The 20560-nt window shown below is 63.6% G+C and carries 23 protein-coding genes; 8 read left to right on the top strand and 15 right to left on the bottom strand.

Annotated elements, in window-relative coordinates; all coding sequences use genetic code 11:
• Positions 1-3 precede the first annotated feature (3 nt).
• The 5 genes from trpS to CXR03_RS13940 form a co-directional block, all read right to left on the bottom strand.
• Positions 4-1038 (bottom strand): tryptophan--tRNA ligase, encoded by a 1035-nt coding sequence (trpS, locus tag CXR03_RS13960; RefSeq protein ID WP_104104367.1) that lies wholly within the window; start codon positions 1036-1038, stop codon positions 4-6.
• Between the two features lie 12 nt (positions 1039-1050).
• Entirely contained in the window at positions 1051-1899 is an 849-nt protein-coding gene (locus CXR03_RS13955) for an exodeoxyribonuclease III (protein WP_258073657.1), read from the bottom strand.
• A 95-nt stretch (positions 1900-1994) separates the two neighbouring features.
• Complete coding sequence (locus CXR03_RS13950) at positions 1995-2510, bottom strand: hypothetical protein (protein WP_104055145.1); 516 nt, start codon at positions 2508-2510, stop codon at positions 1995-1997.
• A 73-nt stretch (positions 2511-2583) separates the two neighbouring features.
• Positions 2584-2946, bottom strand: a complete 363-nt coding sequence (locus CXR03_RS13945) for a VOC family protein (RefSeq protein ID WP_104055144.1) — start codon at positions 2944-2946, stop codon at positions 2584-2586.
• A gap of 11 nt (positions 2947-2957) precedes the next feature.
• Entirely contained in the window at positions 2958-3710 is a 753-nt protein-coding gene (locus CXR03_RS13940; RefSeq protein ID WP_104104365.1) for an SDR family NAD(P)-dependent oxidoreductase, read from the bottom strand.
• Positions 3711-3897: 187 nt separating this feature from the next.
• On the opposite strand from CXR03_RS13940, the gene CXR03_RS13935 reads away from it, so the two are divergent.
• A complete protein-coding gene (locus tag CXR03_RS13935) occupies positions 3898-4464 on the top strand; it encodes an O-acetyl-ADP-ribose deacetylase (protein WP_104104364.1) in 567 nt (188 codons plus the stop codon).
• Here CXR03_RS13935 and CXR03_RS13930 read toward each other — a convergent pair.
• The 5 genes from CXR03_RS13930 to glyA form a co-directional block, all read right to left on the bottom strand.
• Positions 4430-5278, bottom strand: coding sequence for an ABC transporter permease (locus CXR03_RS13930; RefSeq protein ID WP_258073656.1), 849 nt, complete (start codon positions 5276-5278; stop codon positions 4430-4432). The two genes, CXR03_RS13935 and CXR03_RS13930, sit on opposite strands and share 35 nt — an antisense overlap.
• On the bottom strand, positions 5275-6180 hold the full coding sequence (locus CXR03_RS13925; protein WP_104104362.1) for an ABC transporter permease: 906 nt from the start codon (positions 6178-6180) through the stop codon (positions 5275-5277). Before CXR03_RS13925 ends, CXR03_RS13930 begins: the two co-directional genes overlap by 4 nt.
• Positions 6173-7138 carry an ABC transporter ATP-binding protein gene (locus CXR03_RS13920; RefSeq protein ID WP_104104361.1) on the bottom strand — a complete coding sequence of 322 codons (966 nt, stop codon included), beginning with the start codon at positions 7136-7138 and terminating at the stop codon, positions 6173-6175. The genes CXR03_RS13925 and CXR03_RS13920 overlap by 8 nt, the downstream gene beginning before the upstream one ends.
• A gap of 39 nt (positions 7139-7177) precedes the next feature.
• Entirely contained in the window at positions 7178-8071 is an 894-nt protein-coding gene (locus CXR03_RS13915; RefSeq protein ID WP_258073695.1) for a bifunctional methylenetetrahydrofolate dehydrogenase/methenyltetrahydrofolate cyclohydrolase, read from the bottom strand.
• 110 nt (positions 8072-8181) lie between these two features.
• On the bottom strand, positions 8182-9471 hold the full coding sequence (gene glyA, locus CXR03_RS13910; protein WP_104104360.1) for a serine hydroxymethyltransferase: 1290 nt from the start codon (positions 9469-9471) through the stop codon (positions 8182-8184).
• Positions 9472-9792: 321 nt separating this feature from the next.
• Between glyA and CXR03_RS13905 the strand changes: the two genes are divergently transcribed.
• Positions 9793-10920, top strand: a complete 1128-nt coding sequence (locus CXR03_RS13905) for an FAD-dependent oxidoreductase (protein WP_104104359.1) — start codon at positions 9793-9795, stop codon at positions 10918-10920.
• Here CXR03_RS13905 and CXR03_RS13900 read toward each other — a convergent pair.
• A complete protein-coding gene (locus CXR03_RS13900) occupies positions 10845-11387 on the bottom strand; it encodes a GNAT family N-acetyltransferase (RefSeq protein ID WP_104104358.1) in 543 nt (180 codons plus the stop codon). The genes CXR03_RS13905 and CXR03_RS13900 overlap by 76 nt on opposite strands.
• Positions 11388-11466: 79 nt before the next feature.
• Between CXR03_RS13900 and purU the strand changes: the two genes are divergently transcribed.
• The 3 genes from purU (at position 11467) to CXR03_RS13885 (ending at position 14121) form a co-directional block, all read left to right on the top strand.
• A complete protein-coding gene (purU, locus tag CXR03_RS13895; protein WP_104104676.1) occupies positions 11467-12321 on the top strand; it encodes a formyltetrahydrofolate deformylase in 855 nt (284 codons plus the stop codon).
• Positions 12322-12380: 59 nt separating this feature from the next.
• Positions 12381-12905 (top strand): gamma carbonic anhydrase family protein, encoded by a 525-nt coding sequence (locus CXR03_RS13890; protein WP_104104357.1) that lies wholly within the window; start codon positions 12381-12383, stop codon positions 12903-12905.
• Between the two features lie 130 nt (positions 12906-13035).
• The gene (locus tag CXR03_RS13885; protein WP_104104356.1) at positions 13036-14121 is read left to right on the top strand and encodes a Gfo/Idh/MocA family protein; all 1086 of its coding nucleotides are present in this window, start codon (positions 13036-13038) and stop codon (positions 14119-14121) included.
• Positions 14122-14224: 103 nt separating this feature from the next.
• Here the strand turns inward: CXR03_RS13885 and CXR03_RS13880 are convergent, their stop codons facing one another.
• From CXR03_RS13880 to CXR03_RS18325, 3 genes are read right to left on the bottom strand one after another with little or no spacing between them, the layout of a single operon-like run.
• Positions 14225-14821: a DUF3618 domain-containing protein gene (locus CXR03_RS13880; RefSeq protein WP_104055133.1), complete on the bottom strand. Its 597-nt coding sequence runs from the start codon at positions 14819-14821 to the stop codon at positions 14225-14227.
• Positions 14818-15237 carry a phage holin family protein gene (locus CXR03_RS13875; protein WP_104104355.1) on the bottom strand — a complete coding sequence of 140 codons (420 nt, stop codon included), beginning with the start codon at positions 15235-15237 and terminating at the stop codon, positions 14818-14820. The genes CXR03_RS13880 and CXR03_RS13875 overlap by 4 nt, the downstream gene beginning before the upstream one ends.
• A complete protein-coding gene (locus CXR03_RS18325; protein ID WP_181034617.1) occupies positions 15237-16040 on the bottom strand; it encodes a hypothetical protein in 804 nt (267 codons plus the stop codon). Before CXR03_RS18325 ends, CXR03_RS13875 begins: the two co-directional genes overlap by 1 nt.
• 275 nt (positions 16041-16315) lie before the next feature.
• Between CXR03_RS18325 and CXR03_RS13865 the strand changes: the two genes are divergently transcribed.
• The 3 genes from CXR03_RS13865 to CXR03_RS13855 all read left to right on the top strand — a co-directional run bounded on the left by CXR03_RS13865 (position 16316) and on the right by CXR03_RS13855 (position 19192).
• Positions 16316-16855, top strand: coding sequence for a hypothetical protein (locus tag CXR03_RS13865; RefSeq protein WP_104104354.1), 540 nt, complete (start codon positions 16316-16318; stop codon positions 16853-16855).
• 100 nt (positions 16856-16955) lie between these two features.
• Positions 16956-18425 carry a glutamate--cysteine ligase gene (locus tag CXR03_RS13860; protein WP_104104353.1) on the top strand — a complete coding sequence of 490 codons (1470 nt, stop codon included), beginning with the start codon at positions 16956-16958 and terminating at the stop codon, positions 18423-18425.
• Positions 18426-18616: 191 nt separating this feature from the next.
• On the top strand, positions 18617-19192 hold the full coding sequence (locus tag CXR03_RS13855) for an Hsp20/alpha crystallin family protein (RefSeq protein WP_104104352.1): 576 nt from the start codon (positions 18617-18619) through the stop codon (positions 19190-19192).
• An 83-nt stretch (positions 19193-19275) separates the two neighbouring features.
• Here the strand turns inward: CXR03_RS13855 and CXR03_RS13850 are convergent, their stop codons facing one another.
• Positions 19276-20496: an NADP-dependent isocitrate dehydrogenase gene (locus tag CXR03_RS13850; protein ID WP_104055128.1), complete on the bottom strand. Its 1221-nt coding sequence runs from the start codon at positions 20494-20496 to the stop codon at positions 19276-19278.
• Between the last annotated feature and the right edge of the window lie 64 nt (positions 20497-20560).

The raw sequence follows: 20560 nt of genomic DNA, 5'->3' as shown, positions 1-20560 counted from the left end.
CGGTCAGACCGCGGAAGAGCCTAGGGGCAGGAAACCCACTTTGCTGTACACATCGGCCAGTGTAGCTGACGCGGTTTCCCGTGCCTTTGCGGCGCCGACGGCGAGGAGCCGGTCCAATTCGGCCGGATCTTCCAGCAGGTACAGTGCCCTCTCCCGGATGGGACGGACGTGTTCCGTGACTACCTCGGCCAGATCCACCTTGAGGTGTCCGTACATCTTGCCCTCATATTCCTTCACCAGCGTGTCGACACTGCGGCCGGAAATCAGCGAGTAAATGGACAGCAGGTTTGAGACGCCGGGCTTGGCCTCCCGGTCAAAGCGGATTTCCGTACCGTCATCCGTCACTGCGGATTTGATGCGCTTGGCGATGACCTTGTCCGGGTCCAGCAGATTGATCAGTCCGGCGGGAGAGGCTGCCGACTTGGACATTTTGGCGGCGGGGTTCTGCAGGTCGTAGATCTTCGCCGCTTCCTTCTGCACAAAGACCTCGGGGATGACGAACGTCTCGCCGAAGCGTGAGTTGAACCGCTTGGCCAAATCCCGGCTGAGCTCCACATGCTGGCGCTGGTCCTCTCCCACCGGAACGCCGTGCGGGTTGTAGAGGAGGATATCCGCGACCTGCAGGATCGGATAGGTGAAGAGTCCCACGGAAGCGGCGTCCGCACCGAACCGCTGCGACTTGTCCTTAAACTGCGTCATGCGGGAAGCCTCACCGAAGCCGGTCAGGCAGTTCAGGACCCAGGCCAGCTGCGCATGCTCGGGAACCTGCGACTGGACAAACAGTGTTGCCTTATCCACGTCCACACCGCCGGCAATGTACTGCGCTGCGGTGACCCGGGTGCGCTGGCGCAGGTCAGCGGGATCCTGCGGCACGGTGATGGCGTGCAGATCAGGAATGAAGAAATAGGCGTCGTACTGATCCTGCAGCCGGACCCAGTTCACCAGCGCGCCAAGATAGTTGCCCAGGTGCAGGGAATCCGCGGAGGGCTGCATCCCGGAAAGGATGCGCTGGCGGGCGGCGGGAGTGGAAGTGCTCATGGTTTTCAACCCTTAGAACTGGTAGTCGACCACTACGGGAGCGTGGTCTGAGAAGCGGCTGTCATAGGTGGGCGCGCGGTCGACGACGGCGGTAACGGCGCGTTCGGCCAGCTCGGGAGTGGCCAGGTGGTAGTCAATGCGCCAACCGCTGTCATTGTCGAAGGCCTGCCCGCGCCAGGACCACCAGGTGTACGGGCCCGGCACGTCGCCGGCCAGTTTGCGGGCCACATCGGTGTAGCCGATCTCATCGCTGAAGAAGCGGTCAAAGTAGGCACGCTCGTCCGGCAGGAACCCTGCCCGCTTGACGTTGCCCTTCCAGTTCTTGATGTCCAGGGTCGTGTGGCCCACGTTGAGGTCACCCACCACCAGGACAAAGTCGCTCTGCTGCTTCAACGCGGGCAGGCGTTCGGTCATCACATCCAGGAAACGGTACTTGTCAGCCTGCTTGGGGGTGTCCACTTCACCGGAATGAACGTAGGCACTGACCACCGTGAGCATCTTCTCCGCACCGTCTTCGGTCACCTTGAAGTCCGCTTCCACCCAGCGACCGGACAACGCGAAGTAGTCATCGCCGATGTGCTCACGCGTGGCAACCGGCTCAATCCGGGACGCGATGGCCACCCCGGCCCGGCCTTTGGCTTCCGCTTCGGCGTGCAGGATATGCCATTCCTCACCGAGGAGTTCACGGACCACCGCATCGGGCGCTCGAACTTCCTGCAGGCAGAGGATGTCAACGTCCCGTTCCGCCAGCCACTGCGCCATTCCGCGCTTGTAGGCGGCACGGATGCCGTTCACGTTCACTGTCGCAATGCGCAGCGCCTTTGCCGAAGCGGCTGATTCTCCTGCTGATGCCAAACTCACGCGAATAACCATACTCCTCAGTAGCATGCGGTTCATCTTGGAGCGCGGGGCGCGTTGCGTCCGCGCAGCGGTTCCGGTTCCCCGGGTCCGGGGCGTCAGTCCACCAGGGTGCCTTCCACCGGACCGCTGTCGTCCTTCTTGATCATGGAACGGGCGTTGTGGGAGGTGATTTCGATGGTCTCCAGGGCGCGGCTCACCTGGTCCTCATCTTTGCCCAGGTTCTCGCGGATGACGCGGGCCTGCACCTGGACGATCTTGAAGCTGTGGTCCAGTTTCTGGTCCCGGACGGTGGTGGCCTCGTCAATGACCTGCACACTCGGCGTTCCGCCGGCGGCCCGGTTGAGGGTGTCCTGTGCCTCGGCCAGCTTCGCGCCGGCCTTGCGGGCGGCTCCGCGGACGCTGAAGACCACAACCGTGAACAGGCACAGCCAAAACAGCGAAATAATGGCCACAATCCAGCCAACGACGTCGTTCTCATTGGCCGCGAACAAGACGGCAACCAGGAAAACGAACAGCATCAGGGTCATGCCGTAGGATGCCATTTTCTGGCTCACCCCGCGGCGGGGCTTGGACGAGGGCTGCGGCTTGTTGCCGTGAGGAAGCGACTGCATGGCTTCATTGTCTCAAACTCGGGACCGAAGCCGTTAAACCGTCCTCCTCCGGCGAAACCGGCAGCGGACCCGGTTACCAGGCCACGAGGCAGAACGGATGTCCGGCGGGGTCGAGAAACACCCGGAAGGATGCGCTCCCGCTGTCCATGCTGGTTGCCCCCAGCGCAAGGACCTGGGCTTCGGCGAGATCCAGGTCAGGCACCCGGACGTCCAGGTGCAGCTGCTGCGGATTGTCCTGCCCCGGCCACTGCGGCGGGGTATAACCGGAGACCTGCTGGAAGGCGAGCGCCGGGCGGTCCGGGGCATCCCCGATGGTCACCCATGAGCCGTCATCTTCATGTTCTACGCGGATCATGCCCAGAAGGGATTCGTAAAAGGAGGCCAGCGAATCAGGGTTGGGGCAGTCAATCACTGTCGCGTGCCATGAGCCGATCATTGCGTTCCTTCCTATTGGGTGGTGTACGCGCCGTCCACGGCGTACTGGGCGCCCGTCACAAAGGCTGCCTTGTCTGAGAGCAGGAAAAGGACCACCTGCGCCACCTCCTCGGCAGTGCCGAGCCTGCCCGCCGGATGCAGCCCCACCAGCGAGGCATAGACCTCCTCAGGCAGGTTTGCCAGGAGCGCAGTGTCAATGTAGCCCGGATGCACCGAGTTCACCCGGATGCCCTGGTTGGCGTATCCCAGGGCTGCCGCCCGTGTCATGCCGGTGACGCCGTGCTTGGCCGTCACATAGGGAACGGCGGTGGCTGAACCAACCACACCCAGGATGGAGGACATGTTCACGATGGCGCCTCCCCCGGCCTTCTGCATTTCTGGGATTTGGTAATACATCCCGTAGAACACGGAGTTGAGGTTCACATCGATGACCCGGCGGTAGCCCTCCAGGTCGATATCGGTCAGCAGCCCCAACGGCCCGCTGATACCGGCGTTGTTGAAGGCAAGGTGCAGGCCGCCGAACTCGCTGACCGCGGTTTCCACGGCGCCCTTTACGTCTTCGGCGGATCCAACATCGCCAACCGAGGGGACGGCGGTGCCGCCCGATTCCAGAATCGAGTTCACCACGTCCTGCGCCGCCTCCAGGTCCAGGTCATTGACGACGACGTTCGCGCCTTCCGCCGCGAGCGCCACGGCCGCTGCCCGCCCGATTCCCGAACCCGCCCCTGTCACCAGGGCAGTCCTTCCCTCAAACTGATCAGCCATTGGAACTCCTCCCGTTGTTCCCGGCGCCGCCGGGCCTCACGCTGGTGTGGATCCGGTTGTACTGATCCCGGTCCGTCCTTCGGTTCCATGATCCTGTCCCGCCTGCCGATGCGGAAGGTCCCCGAGCGGGCAGGCATCTGTTCCCGGCGAACTGGCGGGAGGGCGGGCGCAGTGCCAGACTGGCCGCATGCAGATCACTATCTCCACCGGAGACATCACGGACAGCACGGCAGACGCCATCGTGAATGCGGCCAATTCCTCCCTGCTGGGCGGCGGCGGCGTGGACGGCGCCATCCACCGTGCTGCGGGACCGGGCCTGCTGGCGGCCTGCCGGGAGCTGCGGTCCGAGGCCTATGCGCAGGGTCTTCCCGCCGGAGACGCCGTGGCCACCCCCGGCTTTGATCTGCCGTCCCGCTGGGTCATCCATACCGTGGGACCTAATGCCCGTGCGGGACAGACCGACCCCGCACTGCTGGCATCATGCTTCCGGTGCTCTCTCGAAATCGCCGAGGAACTCGGGGCTGAAACCGTGGCCTTTCCCGCAGTCAGCGCCGGGGTGTACGGCTGGGACGCTGCCGTCGTAGCGGACATCGGCCTCCGAACCGTCCGGGACTTTCCGGCCCGGTCCGTGCGAGCGGTGGAATTTGTGCTCTTTGACCGCGGCACCGAACGGATCTTCCGGTCCGCATGGCAGGATCTGGAGAGGTCTCCGGGAGGGGCTACTTCAGGAACAGGGCCCGAAGACGCCCGGTAGTCACCACCAGTCCCAGCGCGATCATCACGACGAAGTACAGCAGGTGGCCCGCGGTGGCCCAGGTGAGCATGCCAACGCTGAGCTGCCTCATCATTTCCACTCCGTGCCACAGCGGCATCGCCTGGATGACCCACTGGAGGCCCTGCGGGTACACGCTCAGCGGATAGAAGGTCGCCGAGAACAGGAACATGGGCAGCATGACAAAGTTCACCCACTCCAGCTGCTGGAAGGTCTTCATGTAGCTGGTGATTGCCATGCCGAAGGAGGCGAACCCGAAGGCCACCACCACGGCGGCTGGAATCATCAGCAGCGCCCAGGGAGTGGTCACCAGCCCCATGGCTGCCATGACGGCCGTGAAGCCGGTGGCGTACATGGCACCGCGCAGCAGGGCAAGCAGGATTTCGCCGAGGGCGACGTCGAGCGGGCCCAGCGAGGTGGCGAGCATGCCTTCGTAGAGCTTTGCGTAATTCAACTTGAAGAACACGTTCATGGTGGAGTCATAGACCGCACCGTTCATCGCGGACACGGCCAGCAGCGCCGGGGCGATGTAGTTGGCGTAGCCGATCTGTTCACCGCCGGGTCCGGCCACGGTGCCGATCAGGGAGCCAAGTCCGATGCCCATCGCCACCAGGTAGAGCACCGGTTCCACGAACCCGCTGATCATGACGGCATAGTTGCTGCCCCACGTGGCCTTCAGCCCGCGGGCGAAGACTGCACGGATGTTCCTTGCATAGAGTGACCCCAGGAAACGCCCCTTAGGGTCCAGCTGTGCGGGGGCCAGACGCGGCGCCGTCGTCGTGTGTTCCATACTCATTTTCCCAGCCTCCGGGTGAAGTTCCGGCGTGCCAGGACCCAGCCGACAAAACCGAGAAGCAGCAGATACGCCACATGGACCACTGTGAGTGCCGGAACCTCGGCGTAGCCGTAGCTGAGGATCCGGCCGAGCTCGGTGGAGTGCCACAGCGGGGAAATCCAACCGATCCAGCGGATGGCTCCGGGCAGGGACTCCAGCGGAAAAAACGTGCCGGAAAACAGGAACAGCGGCATCACGATGAAGCGCTGCACCATGGCGAACTGCCCCTTGTCCTCCTCCAGTGACGCACTGTAGGCCATCAACGGCATGCCGAAGGCCACACCGCCAAGAGCTGCGGTGAAAATCATGAGCCAGGCCGTCCCCGGCTGCTCGACAGCACCGAAGAGCAGCAGGAAGAGAAAGTACGGGGCGGTGGTGATCAGCATCCGGACCGAGAAACCGATCAGGTGTCCGTCCACCAGCTGATTACTGGAAAGCGGCGAGGCATTGGGACCGTAGTAGGTGCGGTGCCATTTGAAGCCACCCATCACCATGTAGGTGTTTTCTTCGGCCGCCACCATGATGGCGGCGGTGGCCAGCAGGGCCGGAGCCACGAAAACGAGGTAGGAGACCGTGGTCCCGTCGCCGGCGTCGAACGCCGCGTCGCCGGTGTCCACCAGCGACGCCAGCCCCACGCCCATACCGAAGAGGTACACCAGCGGGGTGCCCACCGCCGTCATGAGCACGGTCCACCCGTAGCCGCGCATGCGCCGGATCCAGTGCTCGGCGTAGTAGATGGCGCCAAAGCGGCGGGTCCGGGACGCGGTCTGCTCCGGTGTCAGCGGCGAGCGCAGCCCCAGCACGGCATGCCGGTTTGCCTCTGCATCCCCCACCGGGGCGCCTGATAGCTGGTGCTCAGTCAATGAGGCTCCTGCCGGTCAGCCGGAGGAACACGTCTTCCAGGGACGAGCGGCGCACCAGCGAAGTGATGGGTTGCAGCCCGCGGGCGCTGACCGCTTCCAGGGCGGCCTCGCCGTCGTCGGCGTAAATCAGGACGCGGTCCGGAAGGGTTTCGATCCGGCTGCCGATTCCCTGCAGTTCGCCTGCCACCGTGGTGTTGCGATCGGAGCCAAAGCGCAGTTCCAGTACTTCCCTCGTGGAGTGCTCTCGGATCAGGGCAGCAGGAGATCCTTCCGCCATGATTTTCCCCTTGTCCACCACCACCAGGCGGTCGCAGAGCTGTTCCGCCTCATCCATGTAATGGGTGGTCAGGATCAGCGTGACCCCTGCTTCCTTGAGCCGGAACAGCCGGTCCCAGAGGATATGGCGCGCCTGCGGGTCAAGCCCGGTGGTGGGCTCATCCAGCAGGAGGATCTTTGGATCATTGATCAGTGACCGGGCGATGGTCAGCCGCCGCTTCATGCCGCCGGAGAGGGATTCAATCCGGTCCTTGGCCTTGTCCGTCAGCTGGGCGAATTCCAGCAGCTCGTCAGCCTTGGGACCCAGGTAACTCTTGGGCAGGCCGAAGTAGCGGCCGTAGGCCAGGAGGTTCTCGCGCACGCGAAGGTCTTCATCGAGGTTGTCCTGCTGCGGCACCACCCCCAGGTGGGCGCGCACCTCGGGCCCGAACCGGTCCGGGTCCAGCCCCATGACGGTGAGGTCCCCGGAGGTGCGCGATGACACGCCGCCGATCATTTTCATGGTGGTGGACTTGCCGGCACCGTTGGGGCCGAGAAGTCCAAAGGACTCCCCCGCCGGGACGTCAAAGCTGATGCCGTCCACGGCATTAAAATCGCCGTAGGTCTTGCGGAGGTTCCGGGCCGAAATGACGGTGGAGGAGGCGGTCTTGGGGACAGTCGGGGCTGATGTGATCTGCGGCACTGGAACAGCCTAGTGCACCAGCCCCGACCCGAGGAACAGTTAGGCGAGAATGCCTGCTGCGCGCTCCGCGGCCTCCACTACGTTGGACAGCAGCATGGCCCGGGTCATCGGTCCCACTCCCCCGGGGTTCGGTGAAATCCAGGACGCGACGTCGGCGGCCGCCTTCTCCACATCGCCGGTGAGGGTGGTCTTGCCGGTGTCCGGGTCGGTGACCCGGGTGACCCCAACATCCAGCACAATGGCGCCGGGCTTGAGGTCCTCGGCCTTGATCATTTCCGGGAACCCGGCAGCGGCCACCACCACGTCGGCCTCGCGCAGGTGCTCGAACAGATCCAATGTTCCGGTGTGCGCGAGGGTTACCGTGGCGTTGATCGGGCGGCGCGTGAGCAGCAGCCCCAGCGGGCGGCCCACTGTGACGCCGCGGCCCACGACCAGGACCTTCTTGCCGGTCAGGGAAATTCCGTTGCGCACAAGCAGCTGCACGATTCCGTGCGGAGTGCAGGGCAGCGGCGACGTCATCGGTTCGCTCACGTTCAGGACCAGCCGGCCGAGGTTCACCGGGTGCAGGCCGTCAGCGTCCTTTTCCGGACTGATGCGTTCCAGGATGGCGTTCGTGTCGATGTGTGCCGGCAGCGGCAGCTGCACAATGTAACCGGTGGTGGACGGATCCTCATTCAGTTCGTCGATGACCTTTTCCAGGTCCGCCTGGCTGATGTCGGCGGGCAGGTCGCGGCGGATGGAGTTGATGCCCACCTGGGCACAGTCCTTGTGCTTGCCGCCCACATAGGAGTGGCTGGCGGGGTCATCGCCCACCAGCACAGTCCCCAGCCCGGGGGTGATCCCGTGCTCATCCTTGAGCACCTGCACGCGCTGCGCGAGTTCATCCTTGATCTCCCGCGCGGCCTTGCGCCCGTCGAGGATCTGTGCGGCCACCGGGGTGCCGAAATCGGTTCGCTCCTTCTTCTCCCATCCCAGGTTGACGCTGTCATTCTCGGGGGTTTCCGTGACGGAACCTTCCATGTTGTTGCCCTTCTCCATGTTCGTTACCACTCTTCCTGTCCGGGATACAGCGGGAAATTTTCGGCGAGCGCGGTAACCCGTGCCCGCAGCGCTTCGACCTCCGGGGCCGGTTTCAGTGCAGCGGCAATAATTTCTCCCACCTCAGTGAACTCATTGGCACCAAAGCCGCGGGTGGCCAGCGCCGGCGTGCCGATCCGCAGACCGGAGGTGACCATGGGCGGGCGGGGATCGAACGGCACGGAGTTGCGGTTCACCGTGATGCCCACCGAGTGCAGGAGGTCCTCCGCCTGCTTGCCGTCCAGCGCCGAGTGGCGCAGATCCACCAGAATCAAATGCACATCGGTGCCGCCGGTGAGCACTGAGACTCCGTGCTCCGCGACGTCGGGTGCGTTCAGCCGCTCGGCAATGATCCGGGCTCCTTCCAGCACGCGCTCCTGGCGTTCGCGGAATTCCTCGGAACCGGCGATCCGAAACGCCACGGCCTTGGCGGCGATGACGTGCATCAGCGGTCCGCCCTGCTGGCCCGGGAACACACTGGAGTTCAGCTTCTTGCCGTACTGCTCCTTGGCCAGGATCATCCCCGAGCGCGGGCCGGCGAGGGTCTTGTGCACGGTGGAGGTCACGACGTCGGACGCCGGCACCGGGTTCGGGTGCAGGCCCGCGGCCACCAGGCCGGCGAAGTGCGCCATATCCGTCCACAGGTAGGCGCCAACCTCATCGGCAATGGAGCGGAAGGCATCGAAGTCCAGCTGGCGCGGGTATGCAGACCAACCGGCAATGAGGACCTGCGGCCGTTCGGCCAGAGCCTGTTCACGGACCTTGTCCATGTCCACCCGGTAGGTTTGTTCATCCACTCCGTAGGCTGCCACTTCATAAAGCTTGCCCGAGAAGTTCAGTTTCATGCCGTGGGTCAGGTGCCCGCCGTGGGCCAGGTTCAGGCCCATGAGCTTGTCACCCGGCTGAAGGAGCGCAGCCAGCGCCGCAGCGTTGGCCTGCGCACCGGAATGGGGCTGGACGTTGGCGAACTCGGCGCCGAACAGGGCCTTTACCCGCTCGATGGCCAGGTTTTCCGCCACGTCCACATGTTCACACCCGCCGTAGTAACGGCGGCCGGGGTACCCCTCGGCGTACTTGTTGGTCAGGACAGACCCCTGAGCCTCGAGGACGGACCGCGGAGCAAAGTTCTCCGAGGCGATCATTTCCAGGGTGTTGCGCTGACGTGCCAGTTCATCGTTGAGGACGGCGGCAATTTCCGGATCGACGTCGGACAGCTTGGCGTCCGTGACGGGCTGGGTGGATAGTCTCACAAGGATCTCCTGGGGAAGGGGGTTCTATGGGTCAGGCTATCTGCCGGGCACCCCCGGCCTCTGTTCGAAAAAACAGTTCGGGCATGACAACAGATGAAGGCTTGACCTTCGGCCCAGGCGTGCGATCCGTGGTCTGTGCTGCTGTGCCGCTCCCTGGTGGTGACCCACCTAACGCCAGTTGCGACCTAACCATCGTAGCGGACCCTGCTCCTGCGCGGCCGAATGTTTCCTCGGTATCGGCGGCGGCTGGGCAACTGAGGAATAGCACGGGCAAGGAAGCGGTTGGAGGTAGAAACATGCAGGGTTTTCCCTTCAGGAGGGGATGTGATGGTGGCGGACCGCGAAGTTGACGTGGCGGTGATCGGTGCCGGGCAGGCTGGCCTGAGCGCAGCGTATTACCTTGCACGCCGGGGCCTTATCCCGGAATCCGGCTTTGTCGTGCTGGACGCCAATGAAGGGCCCGGCGGCGCATGGCGGCACCGCTGGGATTCGCTCACACTGGGTTCCGCCCACGGCATCCATGACCTGCCGCGCTTTCCCCTGGGCACCCCCGATCCCCGGGAGCCGGCGTCGTCCGTGGTAACCAGGTATTACGGCGCCTACGAAGCCGAATTTGGGCTCCGCGTGCAGCGGCCGGTGCGGGTCCGGAAGGTTTCACGTACGGCAGGGAACCGGCTGAGGATAACCACGGACAGCGGCGTATGGCTGGCCCGGTTTGTCATCAACGCCACCGGAACCTGGGACAAACCGTATTGGCCCGCCTATCCCGGGCAGCAGGACTTCCGCGGGATTCAGCTGCACACCCGCGACTTTCGCAGCGCAGCGGACTTTGCCGGCCGCCGCGTCCTGGTGGTGGGCGGCGGCACCTCTGCCCTGCAGTTCCTTCTCCAGCTCCATGAGGCCGGCGCCCAAACCGCATGGTCCACGCGCCGGCCGCCCGAATTCACGCGCCGCCCCTTCGACGCCGAGTGGGGACGCGGCGTCGAGCGTGCCGTCAGCGAGCGCACCCGCGCCGGGCTGCCCCCGCTCAGCGTGGTGGCCGCAACTGGGCTGCACCTCACGGCCCAGTACCAGAAGGGGATTGACGACGGCGTCCTCATCTCACGGGGCCCCCTGGTCCGGCTCACCCCGGCGGGCGCCGTATTTGAGGACGGCAGCACCGCGGCTGCGGATGTGATCCTCTGGGCCACCGGGTTCCGCGCGTCCCTGGGCCATCTGGCGTCCCTGCATCTGCGCGAACTGGGCGGCGGCATCCGCATGGATGGTCCCCGAGTGGTGAGACTCCCCCAGTTGTTCCTGGTCGGTTACGGAGAGTCTGCCTCAACGCTCGGTGCCACCCGGGCCGGGCGGGCAGCGGCGCTCGCTGCGCTGGCCGCCCTTCAGGGCTGGTCCACGTCCTCCCAGACGAACTCCGTCATGGTTCCCCGCTCCCAGTCACGGCGCAGCACCGCATAGGTGACGGAGGCAACCCACTGCCCGTCATCCAGCGGCCAGTCCTCCCGGTAGTGCGCTTCCTTAAGGAAGCCGGACCGGAGGAAGGTCTTGCGCATGGCTATGTTGTCTTCCCGCGTCCGCCCCGCAAAACGGTGGGAGCCGGGCCTGTCCGTAAAAACCAGATCAGTCAGGGCCTGCAGCACGGGAACGCCGCTGCCCTGTCCCCGGGCTTCTTCCACCAGGCGAAGGTCGAAGGTGGGACACTGGCTTTCCAGCCGCTCCAGAATGACCAGTCCGAGGCGCTGGTTGTCGCCAAATACCCAATAGGTGCAGACGCCGTCGGCATCAAACCGACCCTCCAGGATCAGCTGCCGGACCAGTTCCTCGGATGGTGCAGTAATGCGGTGATAGGGAAAGCTGTTGGTGGTCAGGAACTTGACCAGCTCCTCAGCGTCCTTATCGGAAAGCGGCATGAAGGTTACGTCCATTTCCTTAGCCTAAGCGAGCCCTCCCCGGACGGGTAACCTTGATTCCGTGACTGATTCTTCCGCCGCCCCCGCCGCTGACATGATTCCCGGCGCGTCCGCGTTTACCCTCACCCTGTCCTGCCCCGACCAGCCAGGCATTGTCCATGCCGTCTCCGGCGGCCTGGTGGCTGCCGGCGGAAACATTACGGAATCCCAGCAGTACGGCAGCCCGGAAACAGGCTCTTTCTTCATGCGCGTGGACTTCACGGCCCCCGGAACCGAGGCGCAGGTCCGGGAAGCACTTGCCCCGGTGGCCGCCGCGTTTGGGATGGACTGGCAGCTGCATCCCGCCGGCGCACCTGTACGCACGCTCATCATGGTGTCCAAGTCCGGCCATTGCCTCAACGACCTCCTCTTCCGGCAGCGCGCCGGCACGCTGAACATCGACGTCCCGGCCATTGTCTCCAACCACAGGGACCTGGCGGAGCTCGCAGCGTTCTACGGCATCCCCTTCCACCACATTCCGGTCACGCCGGACACCAAGGAGGACGCGGAGCACCAGCTGCGTACGCTGATACAGGATCTCGACATTGAACTGGTGGTACTTGCCCGTTACATGCAGATCCTCAGCAATGAGCTGTGCCGTGACCTGTCCGGACGCGCCATCAACATCCACCATTCCTTCCTCCCCTCCTTCAAGGGCGCCCGGCCCTATCACCAGGCCCACGCCCGCGGCGTGAAGCTCATCGGAGCAACGGCCCACTACGTCACGTCCGACCTCGATGAAGGCCCCATCATCGAACAGGAAGTCATCCGCGTGGACCATTCCCGGTCCGCTCCGCAGCTGGCCGCACTGGGCAGCGACGTCGAAGGCAGGACCCTTTCCAAGGCCGTGCAGTGGCATGCCGAGCACCGGGTGCTGCTGGACGGAAAGCGCACGATCGTCTTCAACTGAGGACTTTCCCCGGCTCCGCCGCCGCGGCCGGTCGTCCTGAGTACGGCTAGGCTGGCCCCATGGCACACGTAATCACATTCCGGGGCAAGACCCCGCAGGCAGATCCGTCCGTTTTCCTCGCCCCCACGGCCTCGCTCATCGGCGACGTCGTCATGGAGCCGGAGTCCAGCGCTTTCTACGGCGTGTGTGTCCGCGGCGATTCCAACGCCATCCGGGTAGGCGCCGGGACCAACCTGCAGGACAACGTGGTGCTGCACGCGGATCCGGGCTTCCCCACCACCGTGGGACAGCGTGTCAGCGTTGGCCACAGTGCCGTAGTTCACGGCTGCACCATCGAGGACGACTGCCTGATCGGCATGAGCGCCACGATCATGAACGGTGCCGTAGTAGGCGCCGGGTCGCTGGTGGCGGCCGGCGCGGTGGTTCTGGAAGGAACCCTCATCCCGCCCCGGTCTCTGGTGGCCGGAGTCCCGGCCAAGGTCCGTAGGCAGCTGAACGATGAGGAGTACGACGGCGTCCGCCAAAATGCGGCTCATTATGTGGAGACAGCAGCCGCGCACCGCGAAGCAGTGCACACGGACTGACCGCAGCTGGAAGCGGAGCGGCCGGTCCTCGCCGGCCGCTCTTTTTCCGTCGAGACGGCTGCATGGCAGCTGTCCCCTAGATTGATGCACTGTCTGTGATTACAGTGGGTGATCTTCGGAAAAGAGGACCATGGATTCCCCGTACATTCCCACGCCGCCGTGTGTTTTCAAGGGGGCTCCCAGCCCGGTTCAGAAAACCGGCCGCGTGCTCCGGTGGGGCGTGGTTGCCACAGGAAACATCTCTGCGAAGGTCACTGAAGACATCGCAAGGCTTGAAGATGCGGTGCTGCACGCCGTAAGTTCGCGCAACCTGGATTCCGCGGAGGAGTTTGCAGACCGTTTCGGATTCACCCGCTCCTACTTCGACGATGACCGGGGAAAGGGTTACCACCACCTGATCGACGATCCGGAGGTCGATGTCGTTTATGTTGGGGCCCCGCACGCCCAGCACTACGAGATCTCCCGCGCTGCGCTGCTCGGCGGAAAGCATGTGCTCTGCGAAAAGTCCCTCACCATCAATGCGCGCGAAGCCGAAGACCTCATAGCGTTGGCTTCCTCCCGTGGATTGTTCCTCATGGAGGCGGTCTGGACGCGCTTTCTGCCGTGTATCAACCGCATCTGGGAGATCCTGGCCAGCGGCGAACTGGGGGAAGTGCGCTGGGTGCAGGCGGATCTGGGGTTCCCCTCGCAGCCTGACCCGGCAAGCCGGCTTTGGAACCCCGAGTCCGGCGGCGGAGCCCTGCTTGACCTGAGCGTGTATCCCCTGACGCTGGCAACGGGAGCGCTGGGCTTTCCGGATGGTGTTACAGCCGTCGGCGCCGTGAACGGTGACGGCATTGATACTCAGAACGCCCTGCTCCTGAGCTATCGGTCAGGAGCCTCGGCCCAGTTACTGTCTTCCCTGGTGTCCGCGCACACCCGCACCGGCACCATCGCGGGGAGCAAAGGCTGGCTGCGGACTGGCGCACCGCTGCACAACCCGGTGGAACTGACCATCCAGCCCCATCTGGGTGAGCGCAGGGTGGAAAGATTCCGCCAAGTGGGCAACGGGTACACCTACGAATTGCGGGAAGTCACCCGCTGCATCCAGTCCGGCCTGCTGGAATCCCCGACCATGAGCTGGGAGCATTCCCTGGCTTCCATGCGTCTGTTCGACGAAGCCCGGAGCCAGATGGGCGTGCGCTACCCGAACGATTCTCCGGCGAGGACTCTCTAGCCGGTCACAGGAAAACGCCCGCACAGAAACAGCGGCCCCGCAAATATGCGGGGCCGCTGTGTGCGTCTGCTTCAGTCCGGTGCATTGCGCACCGGTTGAGGGATTAGGCGCCGCGAACGTTGTCCTTCGCATCCGCTGCCTTGTTTTTTACGTCGCCGGCAGCACTCTGGCCCTCTTGCTGCACGTTCTGCGCCGCTTCGGTGGCCGTTGCCTTCACGTTTTCCATGGCTTCCTGCGCCGGCTCCTTGAGTCCCTGGGCAACGTTCTTGGCCGCGTCGGCAACCTGGTTGGTCAGGGGCTCCGCCGCTGTCTTCAGGTTGTCCGCAGCGACGCGTTCCTTCTCGCTGGCAGGAATAAGGGAGGCTGCCAGCAGTCCGGCGCCGAAGGCAATGAGTCCTGCTGCCATCGGGTTGCCCTGGGCTTTGCCGGCAAGCTTGTGCGGGGCATCGCCAACTGCGGAGCCTGCGCGGCTCATGCCGTCCGATGCCGTACCTGTACCGGACTGTACTTTGTCAGTCATCTGATCTGCTGCTCCCATCACTTTGTCCTTCACACCGAACACCGCGTCCTTCACCTTGTCCGTCTGTCGCTGGACAATGTGGGACGGGGTCACCTTATCGGCCACGGCATCCACGTTGCTTCCGAGCCGGCGGCGGGTTTCTTCAATGTCTGCGCGTATTGCGTCGGGATTTTCGCTCATCGTGCGTCCTCATTCGGTTTCAGGGTTCCGGGAATTTCCTGCAGCGTCTCCGAGGTCTGCGGCATGCCTTTGATCTTCCGCATTTCCGTGCGGCCGCGCATGGCCAGAATGGCTGCGACGATTGCCCAGATCACGGCAACGACGAGCGCCGACCAGCCAAGGCCGATCAGGTCGCCGAGCGCCTGCCAGAGGGTGATCGACAGAAACAGCAGGACGAAGTATCCGGCGAGTGCGGCGCCGGCAAACATGCCTGCTCCCTTGCCTGCCTTGGTGGCAGACTGCTTGAGTTCAACCTTGGCCAGCTCAACTTCCTGGCGCATGAGGGTCGACATATCAGCGGTCACTTGGCCAAGGAGGTCACCCAGGGAGGTGCTTTCGGCTTTTGTGGGGGGCGGTTCGGGGATTTCGGTACTCATCAGTGCCGACCACCGCTAAACGGATCACTGGCCTGGGTTCCGCGGTTTCCGGCACCGGGCAGCTGATCATCGGATACCGGGGGCAATCCTGCCGGAACGGTGGGTTCCGTGGTAAAGGCATCATCGACAACACCGCCGGGATTTACATCTCCGGTGCCTGCCGCGTAAGTGGGCTGTACGGGGGGCTCCGGCGGGTAGATCGTTTCCGGGGTAGTGACGGTTCCGGCGGGACGGGTCCCTGCAGCCGGGTGTGCTGCGGCTGAATCCGGCACTCCGGCGCTCAGTCCCTTGTTTATGCGGCCCGCAAGGAAACCGGCGCCCGCGGCAAGGGCAAGGAAGGCAACCGGACGCTGCCGCGCGAAGCCCTTGACCTCGTCAACCAGCGAGCCGGGAGTGCGGTTGTCCAGCCATGAAGCGACCGATGATGAACGGTCCGCTGCCTGACGGACCAGATCAGTGGCCACGCCGGACTGGTCCGAGTTGTCTGCCATGGACTGCAATTCGCCCGCCATGGTGCGGAGACCTTCGGCCACCTTCTGCTGCTGGGCGCCGGCCTGCTCTGTGAGGTCGCTGCGCGCCTGATTCAGAAGGTCCTTGGCGCTTGCTGCTGCTTCAGAAGCAACTCCGGCAGCTTCCGACTTAGCGGTTTCTGCTACATGCTGAGCGCTCCCGGCAGCATCCCGGGCAACTCCGGCAGCCTCGTCTTTGGCCGCTCCCGCTTTCGCGGACTTGGTGTCAGCCGACCCGCCCTGCATGGGGCTGGCGGCGTGGCTTCCTTCTTTGGGCCATACGTTGTCTGTCATCGTCACTCTTTCTCCTGAATCGCTATGGATGAAGAATCAGAATCCTGTAGAAGGGGATCATCTCTACTGGCTGCCCCAATCATAAGCACACTTAGTATGGGCAAGTAAAGTGGAACTAAGCCACCTTAGTACCGTTTGATGCGGTTGCCCTTGTGCATATTCACGGCTGCATGATTCGCTGGCCGGATGGCCGCCGCCCGCTCAACGCCTGGGCGACACCTGCTTCGAGCCGACAGGTTCGACCGTACGAAATCCGACATCAAAGGGAGATTCCAGTGGCAGGAAATTTGTTTGCCCGGTCCGTGCATGACCTCACGGCAGGCGCCTGGTTTGGCGGTTCGCTGATGGGGGCGGTCGGCCTCAACGGCGCCGCAGCAGAAGCCAAGGACCCGGCGGAGCGCACCCGGCTTTCCAGCCTGGGATGGAAAAAATGGGCTCCGCTGCAGTCGGCCGCCATCATCGGCCACTTTTTGGCCGGTTTGGCCATCATCGGAGAGAACAAAGGCCGCGTTGCCAAGCAGGACGGCGTGGGTACCCTCACCGTCTATAAGACTGCCGTGACCGTTGTGGGGGCACTGGCAACCTTCTACGCCGGCTTGCTGGGGCGGAAGGTTGACAAGTACTCCGAAGAAGGCGCTGCCGGCGCCACCGAGCCAAACCCCGGCACCTCCAAGGAACTGCAGTCAGCCCAGCGGCAGCTGAAAGTTGTCCAGTGGTGCATTCCCGTCTTTTCGGGAGCTGTCATTGTGATGGGCGCGCAGCACGGCGAAATGCAGCGTACTTCCAACGTCCTGAAGGGCCTGCTGCAGTCCTGACCCCAAGGGGATGGGGATGCCGTTTGGCGCGCCGCGCCAATTCGTCTCATCTCTCGGCCCACGCTATACATCCTTCGGCGCCCATGGTTATCTTCAGACGATGGGCGCCGAAGTCAATAACAAAACGTACAGCAGGGAGCAGCGGACGAGGTACCGCCAGCGGCTCCTTGAAAACCTCGACCGATTTGCCGGATACCTCTCAACGGCGTCGTTCGCTGATACCGCCAGCATCGGTCTCGAGCTGGAGTTGAACCTGACAAATCAGGATTTCTCCCCCGCGCTGCGCAATGCAGCCGTGCTGGAACAGATTGCCGATCCCGCATTCCAGACCGAAATCGGTGCCTTCAACATCGAAATGAACCATCCGGCGCTGGCCATTGGCGGTTCCGGCCTGAGGGAGCTTGAGGACAGCCTGCGGATGCAGCTCAACCGGGCTGATGCCCGGGCGGCGGAGGTCAAAACCGAAATCCTCATGACCGGAATTCTGCCGACGCTGCGCCCCAATCTGCTGGAGAACAAGGAATGGCTAAGCGCCGGCAAGCGCTACGCCGCGCTGAATACTTCGGTGCTTCAGGCCCGCGGGGAAGACGTGCATATTGATCTCCGCGGGGAGGAGTCGCTGGCTTTCTATGCCAAGAACATTGCCCCTGAAGCAGCGTGCACCTCGGTGCAGCTGCATCTGGAAGTGACCCCGGAGAACTTCGCCCCCGCCTGGAACGCCGCCCAGATCATTGCCGCACCGCAAATTGCCCTTGCGGCCAACTCCCCCATCTTTATGGAACATGTCCTGTGGCATGAGACCCGCGTGGAACTCTTCAAGCAGGCCATAGATACCCGCCCGCCGGAGATGCGCAATCAGGGCGTCCGCCCCCGGGTTTGGTTTGGGGAACGGTGGATCACCTCAATCTTTGATCTTTTCGAAGAGAACGTGCGGTATTTTCCCGCACTGCTTCCGGAGCTCTCGCGCAGCAGCGGAGGTTCCACCCCGGCCGGCGCGCCGCTGCTCCCGGAACTCCGCCTGCACAACGGCACGGTCTACAGGTGGAACCGGCCGATTTATGACCCCGGCGAGCACACACCCAATCTTCGCTTGGAAAACCGGGTCCTCCCCGCCGGTCCTACGGTCCTTGATGTGGTGGCCAACGCCGCATTCTTTTACGGCATGGTCCAGCATCTGCGCACGGCCGAACGGCCGTTGTGGACCAGGCTCGCCTTCAAGAGCGCCGCAGACAACTTTCTGTCCTGCGCCCGCAATGGTTTGGAAGCAACGGTCTACTGGCCCGGCATCGGCGAAATTCCCGTCGCTGAACTGGTCATCAGGCATCTGGTCCCTCAGGCTGCCCTGGGACTGCGCGAACTGGGGGTGGATCAGGAGCTGATCGAGCGCTATCTGGATGTTATCCGCGAACGCGCCCGCACCGAGCAGAACGGGGCCTCCTGGCAGATCTCGTACCTGCGCCGGCTGGAGAGCGAGGGCCTGGAACGCAGGGCCGCACTGGCTGAGCTCACCCGGAAATACTGGGAAAACATGCATTCCAATGCTCCTGTCCACGAATGGCCGGTCGATTAACGGGGCACAGGCCTCCATCACCAATTACGGGCTGCTCGCGACATTTTTCGTGTTTGGTTCTGGCACTCATTAAGGGTGAGTGCTAACCTAATTTCATCCTTGAGTCGAGGTGACTCAAGTTATCGACCCTTCTGAAGTTCCGAAAAATGATTCGCCTGCCCAGCAGGTGGGCGTAAAAGGAGTTGATGATAATGGCCATGAAGTTCGATCCGTTCCGCGAGCTTGACCGGATGGCAGGAGCCCTGCTGGATCCCCGGCAGCGGCTGCGGCTGATGCCCATCGATCTTTACCGCGAGGGCGACCACTACATCCTGAATGCCGATCTTCCGGGCATCGATCCGGGCTCGGTTGACGTGGATGTGGACGGCCAGCTGCTGACCATCCGGGCAGAGCGCACCATCCAGGCTTCCGACACCGTCACCTGGCTGACCCGGGAACGGGAATCCGGCACCTTCCTGCGCCAGCTCAACCTTGGGCAGGGAATCGATATTGACGGCATATCCGCCAAGTACGAGAACGGTGTGCTCAGCGTCCTGATTCCGGTCAGCGAGCGGGCCAAACCGCGCAAGATTGAGGTGTCCTCCTCCTACAAGGACGCGAACACCATCAGCGGCCAGTCCAGCTCCGAGTCGGTGGCCTCGTCAACCTCGAGCAGCTCCGGGTCCGTGGGCTCGGGATCGTCCGGCGGCTCCATGGGCTCCGGTTCCATGGGCTCCGGTTCCTCCGGTTCCTCCGGGTCCTCGGGCGACCAGGGCTCCGGCATTTAGTGAAGCCCTGACCTGAACGACGACGGCGCCCCACCTGCGAAAGGTGGGGCGCCGTCGTCGTTCTGCGCTGAAAATGCCGAGTATTAGCCCAGGCGGGTCTTCAGGTTGGCATCCAGCTCAGCGAGGAATTCCTCGGTGGTCAGGTATGCCTGGTCCGGGCCAACCAGTGCAGCCAGGTCCTTGGTCATCTTGCCGGACTCGACCGTCTTGATGACAACGTCTTCAAGGGTCTCGGCGAAGTTGATGACCTCGGGGGTGTTGTCCAGCTTGCCGCGGTGCATCAGGCCACGGGTCCACGCGAAGATCGAAGCGATCGGGTTCGTGGAGGTGGGCTTGCCCTGCTGGTGCTGGCGGTAGTGACGCGTCACCGTGCCGTGTGCAGCTTCGGCCTCAACGGTCTTGCCGTCCGGGGTCATCAGCACGGAGGTCATCAGGCCCAGCGAGCCGAAGCCCTGTGCAACGGTGTCGGACTGGACATCGCCGTCGTAGTTCTTGCAGGCCCAGACGTAGCCGCCTTCCCACTTCATCGCGGAGGCAACCATGTCATCGATCAGGCGGTGCTCGTAGGTGAGGCCGGCTGCTTCGAACTGGTCCTTGAACTCGGCGTCGAAGACTTCCTGGAACAGGTCCTTGAACTGGCCGTCGTAGGCCTTCAGGATGGTGTTCTTCGTGGAGAGGTACACCGGGTAGTTGCGCTGCAGGCCGTAGGCGAAGGAAGCGCGGGCGAAGTCCTTGATGGAATCGTTGAAGTTGTACATACCCATGGCGACGCCGCCATCTTCGTTGTACGTAACAACCTGCTGCTTGATTTCTTCGCTGCCGTCGGCCGGCGTGTAGGTCAGCGTCAGGGTACCGGCACCGGGAACCTTGAAGTTCGTGGCCTTGTACTGGTCGCCGTGGGCGTGGCGGCCGATGATGATCGGCTTGTTCCAGCCCGGGACCAGGCGCGGGATGTTGGAGATGATGATCGGTTCGCGGAAGACCACGCCGCCCAGGATGTTGCGGATGGTTCCGTTCGGGGAGACCCACATCTTCTTCAGGCCGAATTCCTCGACGCGTGCTTCGTCAGGGGTGATGGTGGCGCACTTGACGCCTACGCCGTGTTCCTTGATGGCGTTGGCAGCGTCAATGGTGACCTGGTCATCGGTTGCATCGCGGTTCTGAATGGAGAGGTCGTAGTACTTCAGGTCTACGTCCAGGTACGGGTTGATCAGGCGATCCTTGATGAACTGCCAGATGATGCGGGTCATCTCGTCGCCGTCGAGTTCTACTACAGAACCCACAACCTTGATTTTCTCAGCCACACGGTCTCCTTGTGTGTTGGTGGGCACCGGCCATGTCTTGTGGCATGACGGAACCCGTCTTTTT

The sequence above is a fragment of the Arthrobacter sp. 08Y14 genome (assembly GCF_002929455.1).
In the GTDB taxonomy this organism is placed as follows: Bacteria; Actinomycetota; Actinomycetes; order Actinomycetales; family Micrococcaceae; genus Arthrobacter_B; species Arthrobacter_B sunyaminii.
Note: the sequence above shows the minus strand (reverse complement) of the source record. Positions and strands in the feature narration are given on the sequence as shown.